Below are 13391 nucleotides of genomic sequence, written 5' to 3'. Positions count from 1 at the left end.
TGCGCTGGGACCGCAGCGGCAGCCACGTCACGCGCGTGCTGCAGCCCGATGGCACGACCGTGGCGCTGGAGCATGACCAGGCCGGGCGCATCACGACCCGCACCGAAGACGACGGCGTGCGGCGCCTTCAGCGCCAAATGCGCTACAGCGCCTTGTCCGCCAACGCCCTGCAGGCCGAAGAAATCACCACCAGCGGCTGGCTGCTCGATGCCGATGGCCAGCCCCGAGCCAGCAGCCGGCTGAGCCTGAATCCATACCGCATCCGCCACGACGCCCTGGGCCGCCCCAGCCAGGCCATCGACACGGCAGGCCGCAGCACCACCTGGACCTACCAGGGCAGCACCCAGGCTAGGCTCGATGGCCTGGGCAACCGGGGCCAGATCGAACGCGACAGCGAAGGCCGCATCACGCGGCTGGGCCTGTACCGCGAAGGCCAGGACCTCCCCGAACGTGCGGCCTACTACGGCTGGAATGCGCAGGGGCGCCTGAGCCACCGCCTGCTGCCCGATGGGCGCCTGGACAGCTACACCTACGGCGATGCGGGGGAATTGCTCCAGCACACCGATGGCGACGACACCCGCACGCGCTGGCTGGACAACGGCAGTCTCCATGCCAGCCTGTCGCAAACGCCCGATGGGGCGGTACGGCTGGCATGGCAAGGCCCGGCCAACGCGGCGATGGAGCAGATCACCAGCAAATCCCGGAGCACCCAACCCGCCGAACGCCGCCAGGCCCTGCACGACGACTTCGGCCGTACCGTCTGGCTTCAGCTTGCCGATCATGGCCGCCAAAGCGCACGCTACAACGAAGCCGATCAATTGCTGGTGCACACCCGCGCCGACGGCAGCAGCACCCACTACCAGTACGCTCCCAGCGGGCGTCTGCTGGCCAAGCGCTACGAAGCGGCGCCCGGCGCAGATCGTCGCTCTTCCTCGCAAACCCGGCTGCACTACCAGGGCCGGCTGCTGCAGACCATCGATAGCAACTGGCAGCGCGAGTCCATCGAATACGACGCCCTGGGCCGCCCCGTGGCACGCACCATTGCGCTGGCCACGCCCGACGGCCAGGGCGAACATACCTACCGCACCGCCACGCGCTATGGCCCGGACGGCCGGGTCCACAGCCGCACCCTGGCCGATGGCCGCGTGCTCGTCACCCGGCGCGGCCCCGCCAGCGACGGCGCCAGCGTGCAAGGGCTGCAACTGCAAAGCGCTTGGGTGGCCGGCCTGCTGCAGGCCAGCGACCACTGGCTGGGCGCCGGCGCCACAGGCTTGCTCGAACGCTTGCTGCCCGCGCAGACGGTGGTCGGCGACATCCAAACGGACGCCTTCAACGGCCTGCAGCACTACACGGCAGGCAACGGCCTGGCCACCTCGCGCCAATACGACATTGCCGGGCGCCTCACGCAGCAGACCACCGGGCAAGGCACATCACAAGGCAGCGCACCCATCCTCAGCCAGCGCTACCGCTACGGCGTGGGCCCGCGCATCCGCGCCATCGAGCAGGAGTGGCCACCAGCGGGCCTGCACAAGACCGACTACCGCTACCAGGGCTTCGGCAGGCTGGTGCAGGACAACGCACCGTCAGCACCAGCGCCCGTGCAGCGCGACAGCCAGGGCCGCACCGTCCAGGACGCATTGCACCGCTACACCTACACCGAAGCAGGACAGCTCCAGGGCATCAGCGACCACCAGGACCGGCCCATCGCCAGCTACCGCTACAACAGCCTGGGCCAGCGCGTGGGCAAGACCGTGCACCAGGGCGATGGGCAAACGCACAGCCACTACCTGTGGCAGGACAACCGGCTCGTCGCGGAAATGGATGGCGAAGGCCGCATCACCAGCCAGTACCTGTACCTGAACGAGGGGACTCGCACCCTGCCCATCGCCAAGCTGGAATCCGCGCACAACCGGGACAACGCCAGCGGCAAGGCGCGCATGCTGCACATCCACAACGACCACCGGGGCAGTCCGCAGGCCATGACGGACGCAGGCCAGCGCGTGGTCTGGCGTGCCCGCCAGACGCCCTGGGGAGCGCCGGCCATGCATCAGGCCGGCCACACAAGCCTGCCCCGGCAGCAGGCCGTGCTCAACCTGCGCCTGCCGGGCCAGTACTTCGACGAGGAAAGCGGACTGCACGACAACTGGCACCGCAGCTACGACCCGGCCAGCGGCCGCTACCTGCAGCCGGACCCGCTGGGCTACCCGGACGGACCCGATGCCTACCTGTATGCCGGCGGCGACCCGCTCAACCGCATCGATCCCACCGGGCTGTACCAGGAGGACATGCACTACTACATGGTCTTCTTCCTGGCCCTGGCCGCCGGCCTGGACTACGAACCTGCGCGCATCACGGCGCTGGCTTCGCAGTACGTGGATGACAACCCCATCACCAAGCCGCTGGACGATGCCAACACCCTCACCACGGTGGGCTCGATCTTCAAGAACCACCGGCAACTGCTGTGGTACCACTTCACGCTGTCCGACGACAAGGGCACCACGCTGCCCCAGTACGCCAACGACAACGTCAACAGCGTGGTGGGCAACCTGAGCCCGCAACTGAACCACCTGCTCAACGCCAGCCGCCTGGGCAACCCGGCCCAGCCTTGCGCCGAATACCAGTTCCTGGGCGAATTCCTGCACTCCTACCTGGACACCTTCAGCCACCGGGACAAGGACAACCGGCCGTTCGATGCCATCAGCGCGAAGCTGGGCATAGGGCATGGGTTTGCGGGGTCCGAGCCGGATTACACCTATGACGAGGACATGCCAATACTGGGGAATATGCCTGATCCAGATATGCCTTATTGGGACAAGCGGGAGTATCGATCGCTGCAAGGGGAGAAGGCGGTTTATGAGTTTTTGACGCGGTATGGGGCTAAGCCGGCGGTGAGCTTTAAAGAGATAGAGAAAGTGCTGGAGAGATTCAATGCTATTCGAGAGACTGGAGGAAATTCACTAAGTAAATTTAATCTGCTAGAAGATACCATCAAATCCTGGATAAATGACGGCAAGCTAAAACTGACAAAGATAGATCAAGAAGGAAGATTAACTGAAATAAAAAAGATAGATCTTAAAAATACAGAGAATGAAGCTTACAACGAAGATCAAGCTGACGCTAATCGGGAAAAATATCTTGGAGCACTTGTTGGCCAAGAGGCTAAATATCCAGGAGTCTGCTTGCCAAGGAGTATCATATGCAAACCAGTGTGACAGTTAAGGCACTGACATTTATCTTGATAGTTTTGTCTTCCGGATTTTCCCAAGGGATGACCTGGGAAGAGTGGGCTGAAACTCGCCATCCACCCAGCGACACAGGACCATTGCCAGATGGCTGCAGCCCCGTCAAATATCGAGGGACCTTTCATCCCATTATTGAGTATGTCAGAGGACGAGGAGACCACTGTGTAGTTCACGATTTTGTACAGAGGAAATTAAGAGACTTCATTAATGGCAGGGAACGTGGATCACCAACAGATGAAGCCGGAAGGGGTAGTGTGATTAGTTTCTCTCAAGACAGCCATTCCAACATTGATCTAAGAAAACATCTTATATCTGGCAAGCCGTTTGAAAATACCCGCGGCATAGGCATGAATAGCAAATCACTGACTCACTTGGCAGTTCACAACGGAAAAATCGAAACGCCCGGTCCACTAGGTATTGGAATAGATATGGCACCTTATATAGAAGGTCGTCAGAGGCTACAGGAGTTGACAGAAGATCGTCCAGCAATCAAAGAAGTCGGCTACAGCCGTACATTCGCGGGTATTTGGGATTACACCCCACCCACCTTCTACACAGCAGAAAACCTCCAAATCAAATCCGGCGGCCGCGCCATCATCATGGCCGGCTCCGACAACGTGGTGCGCAACAACACCATCGAGGTCGATGGCCGCACCGCCGTCTACCTGTACGGCCCGCGCTCGCTGGTGGAGGGCAACACCTTCATCGTGCACATGGATCTGCGCGATAAGGCCCCGTTGCCCGCCATCCTCAAGCTGCGCGATGCCGATGGTTCCATCATCCGCAACAACCGCTTCATCGTGAAGCGCAGCGGGCTGTTCAGGAAGAAGGAAGAGGAACCCCAGGCCGGCATCAATCTGCTGGAGTCCAAGGACGTAGTGATCGAAGGCAATGTGTTTGAAGAGATCACATTGCCGGTGCGCAAGGATGCGGCCAGTACCACAACGGAGAGTGGAAACATTTCAAAAGGCAGCCCCTGATGGAATGGAGGTATTCGACGGCCATATGCGGCAACCCACTCAACCGGATCGATCCCACGGGCTGTACCAGGAGGAGGACATGCACTACTACAGGTCTTCTTCCTGGCCCTGGCCGCCGGCCGGCCTGGACTACGAGCCGGGGCGCGCATCACGGCGCTGGCTTCGCAGTATGTGGAGACAACCTGTCCGACGACAGAGGAACCACGCTGCCCCAGTACGCCAACGACAACGTCAACAGCGTGGTGGGCAACCTGAGCCCGCAACTGAACCACCTGCTCAACGCCAGCCGCCTGGGCAACCCGGCCCAGCCTTGCGCCGAATACCAGTTCCTGGGCGAATTCCTGCACTCCTACCTGGACACCTTCAGCCACCGGGACAAGGACAACCGGCCGTTCGATGCCATCAGCGCGAAGCTGGGCATAGGGCATGGGTTTGCGGGGTCCGAGCCGGATTACACCTATGACGAGGACATGCCAATACTGGGGAATATGCCTGATCCAGATATGCCTTATTGGGACAAGCGGGAGTATCGATCGCTGCAAGGGGAGAAGGCGGTTTATGAGTTTTTAACGGCGTATGGAACTAGCCCTGCGCTGGGGTTTGAGGAGATCAGGAATGTGCTCGAGAGATTCAATGCAATCAGGGAAGAGGGTGCGGATTTTCCTGGAAAGGCTAGATTTTTGAAAGAGACCATTAATAAACTGATTAAGGATGGAAAACTTAAACTAACCAAAAACACAGAAAATAGCGAAAAAACCAGAATTGTGGAAATAAATATAGAAAAGGGAGGTAGCGATGAATATAAAATAAAAGAGGCAGAGAAAAATAGAGGTAAATACTTAGAAAACCTTGCAGGTCAAGAACATAAATATCCAGGCGTTTGCTTGCCAGGCAGTAAAATATGCAAAGAAGTATAGTTTTTCTCTATTTTTCTGCTTTTGCTTGCATTGTCTTTGCAAGCTGCCAAGCTTTCCCCAAGAAACCACTCACGACGGAAGAATGGGCAGCGCGCCGCCATCCACCGAGCGACAAGGGCCCGCTGCCTGAGGGGTGCAAGCCCGTCAAGTATAGAGGTGGCTATTACCCTATCACGGAAGCTTTTGAAGGTTCTGGCCGTCACTGCGTCATTCATGACTTTGTGCAGCGTAAAGCGCGTGACTGGATCGAAGGGGGAATAGAACGTGGTAACCCACGAGGTGCAATTTTAGATTTCTACCACAGTAATAATGCTGACCTTGATTTGCGAGGACATCTTGTTACAGGAAGACCATTTAATAATAATAGCGGCATTGGAATATTATCTGGTGGAGAGGTAGTTTTCAATCTAAGAGTTCATAATGGAATAATAGAAACTCCAGGTCTATCGGGCATTGGCGTAGAACTTTCTCCTAAATTAGGTGCACGCAATAGAATTGAGAAAATGGAGGAAGACTTTCCTGTAATAGAAAATTCCAGATGGAACATCGAAACCCAAAAATTCAATAAAATCCCTTGGGATTATTTCCCTCCCACCTTCTACACCGCAGAAAACCTCCAAATCAAATCCGGCGGCCGCGCCATCATCATGGCGGGCTCCGACAACGTGGTGCGCAACAACACCATCGAGGTCGATGGCCGCACCGCCGTCTACCTGTACGGCCCGCGCTCGCTGGTGGAGGGCAACACCTTCATCGTGCACATGGATCTGCGCGATAAGGCCCCGTTGCCCGCCATCCTCAAGCTGCGCGATGCCGATGGTTCCATCATCCGCAACAACCGCTTCATCGTGAAGCGCAGCGGGCTGTTCAGGAAGAAGGAAGAGGAACCCCAGGCAGGCATCAACCTGCTGGAGTCCAAAGGCGTTGTGATCGAAGGCAATGTGTTCGAGCAGATCGCCGTGCCGGTGCGCAAGGATGCGGCCAGCACCACGACGGAGTACGGCAACGCCGTGGATTCTCGCTAGGAGACGATGCGCGGGTCCTGCCTGCAGGCTCAGCGCAGGGGCAGCTGCACCACATGCGCGGTGGGCAGCACATCGCCGAACACATCCTCGATCTCGGCCAGCGCGGCACGGTGCAGGCTGTCGGCGTCCACGGATTCGCCATTGCTGCGCGTGATGGCACGTGTGGCCACGGCGTCGCTGGCCACGACGACCTCGAAGCCCAGCGGCGCGGCATCGCGTGCGGCGCCGGCCACGCAGGCGTGCGTCATGAGGCCGCAGATGACCACGGTGGTGATGCCACGCGCGCGCAGCTGGTCGGCCAGGTCGGTGCCGACGAAGGCGCTGACGCTGCGCTTTTGCACCACGGTGTCGCCCGCGCGCGGCTGCAGGCCGGGGTGGAACTGGACGGTGCTGCCATTGACGGCGAACACGGGTGCACCTTCCGGGGCAATGTGCTGGATGTGGAACACGGCAACCTGCCCGGCATCGGCCCATTGCAGCAGGCGCCGTGCCTGTTCCAAGGCCTGCGGGCCGCGCGGGATGGGCAGGCGGCCGCTGAAGTACTCGTTCTGGAAGTCGATGACCAGCAGCGCCGTGGCACCCCGTGGCAACTGGCTGCGCCCCGGCGCGCCTGACAGGGCGCGGAGGGTGGGATGGCTGGTGGATTGGGTGGCCTGGCTGGCCTGTTCTGCGAGGGACATGCAGTGCTCCTGAAAACGGGAAGTGGTTGATGCCTGCAGTCTAGAAACGCACAGAGCCCACCACAACGCCATGGAGCGGCCAGCATCTGTGCAGGTTCTGCACAGATCGCCCGTGCTTTGAAAAATGCCCCATCTCTGTGATGGCGCATACGGCCTTGGGCCTTGCATCGCTCCAACCGGCTGCGTGCCGGTGAAGGTGGCGATGCCGCGTTGAACCATGGCCTGCGGCCCTCCCGATCACGGAAGGGCCGCAGGCCGGCACGGCGCTAGTTCTGCAGCTGCTGCCAGACCTTGTCCAGCCGCTTGATGCTGACCGGGTACGGCGTGCGCAGCTCCTGGGCGAAGAAGCTCACGCGCAGCTCCTCCAGCATCCAGCGGTACTCCTGCATGCGCGCATCGATATGGCCCTTGCGCTCGGCCACCAGGCGCCAGTAGCGCTGCTCCAGCGGGCGCAGCTCGGCCAGGCGGCTGGCGTCGCGCGCAGGGTCGGCGCGGTACTTGTCCAGCCGGCTGGTGATGGCCTTGAGGTAGCGCGCATAGTGCTGCAGCTGGGTCCAGGGCGCGGCCGCGATGAAGTTCTTGGGCACCAGGCGCTGCAGTTGCTGGGCGGCGTCGGCCGTGGCGTCGGGCGCATTCTTGGTGTCCTTGATCTTGCGCTGGGCCGCCGCGTACTCGACCAGGATGGTGGAGGCCATGCGCGCCACCTCGTTGGCGATCAGCGTCAGCCGGCCGCGCCCGTCCTGCACGCGCTGCTTGAACTGCGCGTCGTTGGTGGGCAGCGGCTCCTGCAGGAAGGCGCGGTCTATGGCCACGTCGATGATCTGCTCGCGCAGTTCCTCCTGCGTGCCCAGCGGCATGTAGGCGACGGCCATCTTCTGCAGATCCGGGATGTTCTTTTCCAGGTACTTGAGCGCATCGCGGATCTGCAGCGCGAACAGGCGGCGCAGGCCCACGCGGTGGCGCGCGGCCGCGACCTCGGGCTCGTCGAAGACCTCGATGCCGACGGCATCGCCGTGGTCGATCAGCGCCGGAAAGCCGATCAGCGTCTGCCCGCCCCGGCCGATCTCCATCAGCTCGGGCAGCTCGCCAAAGCTCCATTCCTTGTAGCGGCTGTCGGCGGGCTGGCTGGGCCTGGCGTTGCTGGCGGGCTTGGCCTGGTCGGGCTTTTCCGCCTTGGCAGCGGGCGCAGGCTTCCTGCCGGCTTCGGGCGCGGTGGCAGCGGGTGCAGCAGGGGCCTCGGTGACCGAAGCCACCTTCAGCGCGGCCAGCGCCTGGAAGGCGCCGCGCGCCTTGGCGCCCAGTTCGGCCTTGAGCGCGCCCAGGTTGCGGCCCTGGCCCAGTTGGCGTCCATGCTCGTCCGTGATGCGGAAGTTCATGAACAGGTGCGGGCTGAGCATGTCCAGCTTGAAGTCGGCACGCTTGACGTCCAGCGAGGTCTCGTCGCGCACCTGCTTGAGCAGGGCATCGATCAGCGATCCCTGGCCCCAGCGCTCGGGCGTGGTGAAGAGTTCGGCCAGGCGCTGGGCGCTTTCGGGCAGGGGCACGAAGCGGCTGCGCGGGCGCTGCGGAAGGCTCTTGAGCAGGGCCTGGAGCTTGTCCTTGAGCATGCCGGGCACCAGCCATTCCACGCGCTCGTCGCTGACCTGGTTGAGCACGAACAGCGGCACGGTGACGGTGATGCCGTCACGCGCGTCGCCCGGGCTGTGCAGGTAGCTGGCCGTGCAGTCCACGCCGCCGAGCTTGACCACCTTGGGAAAGGCCTGGGTGGTGATGCCGGCAGCCTCGTGGCGCATCAGTTCGTCGCGCGACAGGCGCAGCAGGTCGGCGTTTTCCTTGGCCGCCTCGCGGAACCAATGGTCGAAGGTGGCGCCGCTGAACACGTCCTTGGGGATCTGCTGGTCGTAGAAGGCGTAGATCAGCTCGTCATCGACCAGCACGTCCTGGCGGCGGCTCTTGTGCTCCAGCTCCTCGACCTTGCGCACCAGCTTGAGGTTGGCGGGCAGGAAGTGCCAGCGCGTGTCCCACTGGCCCTCCACCAGGGCCTGGCGGATGAAGATCTCGCGCGCGGACTGCGGATCGATGCGTCCATAGCTCATGCGTCGGCCGTTGTAGACCACCAGGCCGTAGAGCGTGGCGCGCTCCAGCGCCACCACATCGGCCTGGTTCTTGGACCAGTGCGGATCGAGCAGCTGCTTCTTGAGCAGGTGGGCGCCGACTTCCTCCAGCCACTGCGGATCGATGGCGGCGATGCCCCGGCCGTACAGGCGCGAGGTCTCCACCAACTCGGCCGCAACGATCCAGCGCCCGGGCTTCTTGGACAGGTGGGCGCCCGGGTGCGGATGGAAGCGGATGCCGCGCGCGCCCAGGTAGGCGTCGCTTTCATCGCCCTTGTAGCCCAGGTTGCCCAGCAGGCCGGACAGCATGGACAGGTGCACGGCGTCGTAGCCCGCGGGCTCGGTGTTGACCTTCCACTTGTGCTCGTTGACCACGGTCAGCAGCTGCGAGTGGATGTCGCGCCATTCGCGCACGCGGCGGATGTTGATGAAGTTCTGGCGCAGCAGCTGCTCCCACTGGCGGTTGCTGAGCTTGTGCGAGGGCTCGTCATCCGTGCCGGGACCGGTGTCCTGCGGATGGAAGGCCGCCAGCGCCTCGGCCGCCGGGGCGGCCACGCTCTGCCCGCCGCTGCGCTGGGCCACGGGCAGGAAGGCGGCATTGCGCGCCGATGGCTTGGCGGCAGGCGCCTGGGCCGTGGCCATTTCCTTGCGGCTTTTGGCCACCACCTTGCCGCCGCGCGCATCCTGCAGCCATTTCCACAGGCGCAGGTAGCCGCTGAATTCGCTTTTCTCGTCGTCGAACTTGGCGTGCTGCTGGTCGGCCTGCTGCTGGGCCTCCAGCGGCCGGTCGCGCACGTCCTGCACGGACAGGGCGGAGGCGATGACCAGCACCTCGGCCACGGCGCCGCGCGTGCGCGCCTCCAGGATCATGCGGCCCACGCGCGGGTCCAGCGGCAGGCGCGACAGCTCGCGGCCCATGGGCAGCAGCTCGCCGCGCTCGTCCACGGCGCCCAGCTCGCCCAGCAGCTGGTAGCCGTCGGCAATGGCACGGCCCGAGGGCGCTTCGAGGAAGGGAAAGTTCACCACGTCGCCCAGGCCCAGCGACTTCATGCGCAGGATGACGCCGGCCAGCGAGGAGCGCAGGATTTCAGGGTCGGTGAAGCGCGCGCGCGTGCCGAAGTCGGCCTCGTCGTACAGGCGGATGCAGATGCCGTTGGCCACGCGGCCGCAGCGGCCGGCGCGCTGGTTGGCCGCCGCCTGGCTGATGGGCTCGACCAGCAGCTGCTCGACCTTGCTGCGGAAGGAATAGCGCTTGACGCGCGCCGTGCCTGCATCGATCACATAGCGGATGCCGGGCACGGTCAACGAGGTCTCGGCCACGTTGGTGGCCAGCACGATGCGCCGGCCCGTGTGGCTGTCGAAGATGCGGTCCTGCTCGGCCTGCGACAGGCGTGAGAACAGCGGCAGCACCTCGGCATGGCGCAGCACGGGCTGCTGTGCCAGGTGCTTGCGCAGGTGGTCCGCCGCCTCGCGGATCTCGCGCTCGCCGGGCAGGAAGACCAGGATGTCGCCACCCGCGCCGCCGGCCCACAGCTCGTCCACGCCTTCGGCGATGGCGTCGTTGAGGTCATGGTCGCGCTTTTCCTCGAACGGGCGCCAGCGCATCTCCACGGGGTAGGTGCGGCCCGAGACCATGATCACCGGCGCAGGCCCCTGGGGGCCTTCGAAGTGCCTGGAGAACCGCTCGGCATCGATGGTGGCCGATGTCACCACCACCTTGAGGTCGGGGCGCCGGGGCAGGATCTGCTTGATGTAGCCCAGCAGGAAGTCGATGTTGAGGCTGCGCTCGTGGGCCTCGTCGATGATCAGCGTGTCGTAGGCCTTGAGCAGCGGGTCGGTCTGCGTCTCGGCCAGCAGGATGCCGTCCGTCATCAGCTTGACCGAGGCGTCCTTGGACAGCCGGTCCTGGAAACGCACCTTGTAGCCCACCACATCGCCCAGCGGCGTGTTCAGCTCCTCGGCAATGCGCTTGGCCACCGAGCTGGCGGCAATGCGGCGCGGCTGCGTGTGGCCGATCAGGTGGCCGCGCACCTGGCCCTTGTCGTCGGGCGTGGCGTTGACCTTGCCCCGGCCCAGCGCCAGCGCGATCTTGGGCAGCTGCGTGGTCTTGCCCGAGCCCGTCTCGCCGCACACGATGATGACCTGGTGCCGGTCCATGGCCTCCATGATTTCCTCACGGCGGGCGGATACGGGCAGGGATTCAGGGAAGCTGATCTTCAAAGGCATAAGGGGCTGGATTATCCCCGCGCCATGCCGGCGGCGCCACGCGGCTGCAGATTTCCATACGCCTGCCCTGTGCCGCCCGCATGAAAACCCCCGCATGCCAGGGCCTTCGCCAAGTCAGGCCAGCGGCATGCAAGGCATTGCGCACAATCGGCGCTCGCCTTGCCGCCCGCTCCCGGCGCTGGCCGCCTCACCCGCCTTCCTCGATCTGCTCCCCATGGTTACTCTTGCCGCCCTCGTCATCCCGCTATTGGCCCTGTGGCTGTGGTGGCCCGTCCGCCTGATGCCGCGCCGCGCACGCCTGATGGCGGCCGTCGCCACGGCGGCCCTGGGCTGCACGCCCGCCCTGCTGCTGGTACTGCTGCGCGAGGGCACGGTCGAGTACCGCACGCTGGCCTATCTGCAGGTGCCGGGCGGCTGGGTGCTGGCCCTGCTGCTGATGCTGGCCGTCTTCATCGTGCTGCGCGACGGCCTCTGGGCGCTGGCCGCCGTGGCCGGGCGCGAGAACTGGAAGCAGCGCCTGCACGCCCCGCTGCTCACGGCCGGCGCCCTGGCCCTGGCGGGCCTGCTGTCGGCCTGGGGCGTGGCCAATGCGCTGCGCCCGCCCGAGGTGCATGAACGCACGCTGCGCCTGCCCGGCCTGCCCGCCGGCCTGGAAGGCCTGCGCGTGGCCGTGCTGGCCGACATCCACGCCAGCCCCATCAACGACGCACGCTATGTGCAGACCATCGTGGACCGCACGCTGGGGGCGCGCCCCGACCTCATCGTGCTGCCCGGCGACATGGTGGACGGCGACGTGGGCAGCGGCCGCGCCAACATCGCGCCGCTGGCGCAGCTCAAGGCACGCCACGGCGTCTGGGCGGCGCCCGGCAACCATGAGTACTACAGCGGCTACGACGCCTGGATGGCCGAATTCCGCCGCCTGGGCCTGAACCTGCTGGAAAACCGCATGCAGCTGATCGATGTGCAGGGCGCGCGCCTGGCGCTGTCGGGCATCGGCGATCCGGCCTATGGCCGCCTGTCGCGCCAGAACACCGACCCGTCCGTGCCCGAAGGCGTGCCGCCCGACATCGACACCGTGGCCCGCCAGGCCAAAGAGGCCGGTGCGCAATACCACCTGCTGCTGGCCCACCAGCCCAAGACCGCCCGCGACAATGCGGCCCACGGCGTGGGCCTGCAGCTGTCGGGCCATACGCACGGCGGCCTGATCCTGGGCATGGACCAATGGCTGGTGGCGCCCGCCAATGACGGCTTTGTGCGCGGCGAGTACGAGGTCGGCGCCATGAAGCTCTTCGTCAGCGCCGGCGCAGGCCTGTGGGCCGGCTTTGCCGTGCGCCTGGGCGTGCCGGCCAGCATCGACCTGCTGGTGCTGCGCGGCGCCTGACCTTCAGGCCGCAGGCGCAACCGCTGCGCCCTGGATGCCGTGGCGCTGCAGTGCCTCGGCCACAAAGCCCGAGGCCTTGGCCTCTTCCACAAAGGCCGCCAGCACGCGCAGGGCCTCATCGCCCCGTCCCTTGGGCAGGCCCATGGCCTGCTGGATCACCATGAAGCGGCCCGGCAGCAGGCGCAGGCCGGGCAGGCGGGCGGCATCGGCCTCCAATTGCTGCTTGACGCCGGCGGCCACGTCGGCCGTCGATTCCACAAAGGTCTGCACCACGGCGGGCGAAGACACGGCGCGCTCTATCTGCGCATGCTTGAGCTCGCGGCTCAGGTACAGGTCATAGGCGCTGCCCTTGCCGACCACGACCGTGTGCCCGGCCCGGTCCACCTGGGCGTTGTCGGTCAGCGGCGAATCCTGGCGCACCAGGTAGCTGCCCTCGATCAGCACATAGGGTGCCGTGAAGCCGATGCCCGCGCCACGCACGGGGTCCACGGCAAAGAAGCCGAAGTCGGCCTCCTCGCGCGTGACGGCATCCACCGACTTGGCGGCCGTATCGAAGACCACCAGTTCCAGCTCCAACCCCAGCTGCTGCGCAAGGCGCCGGGCCAGGTCGATGGACACGCCTGCGGGCTGGCCATCGGCCTGGAGCCGCGCAAGGATGGGATTGCCGGTGTTGATGGAGGCGCGGATGCGGCCAAGCGGCGCGAGGGCGGACAGCAGCTGGGAGGAATGGTTCATGGATGGCTTTCGAAGTAGCAGACAGAAGGGGCGGCGGTCTTCAAACCTTCATTGTCTGCGCACACGGCCGGTGCAAGGTCCGGGTGTCATC

At 64.4% G+C, this 13391-nt stretch carries 8 protein-coding genes; 5 read left to right on the top strand and 3 right to left on the bottom strand.

Going from position 1 to position 13391, the window contains the following annotated elements:
- The 4 genes from AC5I49_RS01810 to AC5I49_RS01795 all read left to right on the top strand — a co-directional run.
- A partial coding sequence (locus tag AC5I49_RS01810) for a DUF6765 family protein (RefSeq protein ID WP_495788749.1) occupies nucleotides 1-3212 on the top strand: 3212 nt, incomplete at its 5' end.
- Nucleotides 3197-4222: a right-handed parallel beta-helix repeat-containing protein gene (locus tag AC5I49_RS01805; protein ID WP_495788748.1), complete on the top strand. Its 1026-nt coding sequence runs from the start codon at nucleotides 3197-3199 to the stop codon at nucleotides 4220-4222. The genes AC5I49_RS01810 and AC5I49_RS01805, both read left to right, overlap by 16 nt.
- 239 nt (nucleotides 4223-4461) lie before the next feature.
- Nucleotides 4462-5139, top strand: coding sequence for a hypothetical protein (locus tag AC5I49_RS01800; RefSeq protein WP_495788747.1), 678 nt, complete (start codon nucleotides 4462-4464; stop codon nucleotides 5137-5139).
- On the top strand, nucleotides 5124-6164 hold the full coding sequence (locus tag AC5I49_RS01795) for a right-handed parallel beta-helix repeat-containing protein (RefSeq protein WP_495788746.1): 1041 nt from the start codon (nucleotides 5124-5126) through the stop codon (nucleotides 6162-6164). Before AC5I49_RS01800 ends, AC5I49_RS01795 begins: the two co-directional genes overlap by 16 nt.
- Before the next feature lie 29 nt (nucleotides 6165-6193).
- Here the strand turns inward: AC5I49_RS01795 and AC5I49_RS01790 are convergent, their stop codons facing one another.
- Both AC5I49_RS01790 and hrpA read right to left on the bottom strand, forming a co-directional pair.
- Entirely contained in the window at nucleotides 6194-6844 is a 651-nt protein-coding gene (locus AC5I49_RS01790; protein WP_338500411.1) for a cysteine hydrolase family protein, read from the bottom strand.
- 266 nt (nucleotides 6845-7110) lie between these two features.
- The gene (hrpA, locus tag AC5I49_RS01785; protein ID WP_495788745.1) at nucleotides 7111-11184 is read right to left on the bottom strand and encodes an ATP-dependent RNA helicase HrpA; all 4074 of its coding nucleotides are present in this window, start codon (nucleotides 11182-11184) and stop codon (nucleotides 7111-7113) included.
- 214 nt (nucleotides 11185-11398) lie between these two features.
- Between hrpA and AC5I49_RS01780 the strand changes: the two genes are divergently transcribed.
- The gene (locus AC5I49_RS01780; RefSeq protein WP_495788744.1) at nucleotides 11399-12565 is read left to right on the top strand and encodes a metallophosphoesterase; all 1167 of its coding nucleotides are present in this window, start codon (nucleotides 11399-11401) and stop codon (nucleotides 12563-12565) included.
- 3 nt (nucleotides 12566-12568) lie between these two features.
- Here the strand turns inward: AC5I49_RS01780 and AC5I49_RS01775 are convergent, their stop codons facing one another.
- The gene (locus AC5I49_RS01775; RefSeq protein ID WP_209673073.1) at nucleotides 12569-13300 is read right to left on the bottom strand and encodes an ABC transporter substrate-binding protein; all 732 of its coding nucleotides are present in this window, start codon (nucleotides 13298-13300) and stop codon (nucleotides 12569-12571) included.
- Nucleotides 13301-13391 lie beyond the last annotated feature (91 nt).

Source organism: Delftia sp., assembly GCF_059499305.1.
Note: the sequence above shows the minus strand (reverse complement) of the source record. Positions and strands in the feature narration are given on the sequence as shown.